The organism is Treponema sp. R6D11 (assembly GCF_054786075.1).
Window position 1 is genome coordinate 1 of sequence record NZ_BDHD01000663.1, and the last position, 642, is coordinate 642.

The following is a 642-nucleotide window of genomic DNA, read 5'->3' on the forward strand; positions in this document are numbered from 1 at the left end:
ATATTCGACGGCTCGGAGCGGAGAAAAGTCTAGGTCGTTATCGATGTTGCAGTTTTCTAGAACTAGGGAATATAATTCATTTATTGAGTTTAAAGGAGAGAGGTCGTTCACTGATGTGTTTGATAGGTTGAGATAATTTAGGTTGGTTAGAGAGGAGATAGCGCTTAAATCGGTTATTGTATTATTAGTTAAAGTTAGGGCACTGATATTTTTTAGAGGCGAATAATCTGTTATCCCTGAATTGCCCGATAAGTCAATTGCAAGAATATTTTCGTTGCTGAAACTAGATAGATCTGTGATGCCGTTGTTAGCAATCTCTAGGTAAGCGATATCATATCCATTGAATAAGCTAATATCGTTTATTCCGCAGTTATTTGCTACGAGAGAATCGATCGTTTCAAAATTGTTCAAGACAGTGAAATCTGTGATATTATTGTTTGATATATCGATAATGTTGATATATTCAGTTGTTTTAACACCGCTTAGTGATGTTATGCCAGTTCCTGCAAGGTATAATTCAGATAACTCCGGTATTGTATTTGCAAAACTAATGCCATCGTTATTTGAGATATCTAAACCGTATAGTTCAACATTAGATAGGTTTTCTAATGTTTTGATGTTGCAGTCGCTGAGGTTTAGATA

At 35.2% G+C, this 642-nt stretch carries 1 pseudogene; it reads right to left on the minus strand.

The window, feature by feature from the left end:
• A pseudogene (locus ACYVTD_RS15355) lies at nucleotides 1-642 on the minus strand (hypothetical protein); the annotation flags it as partial.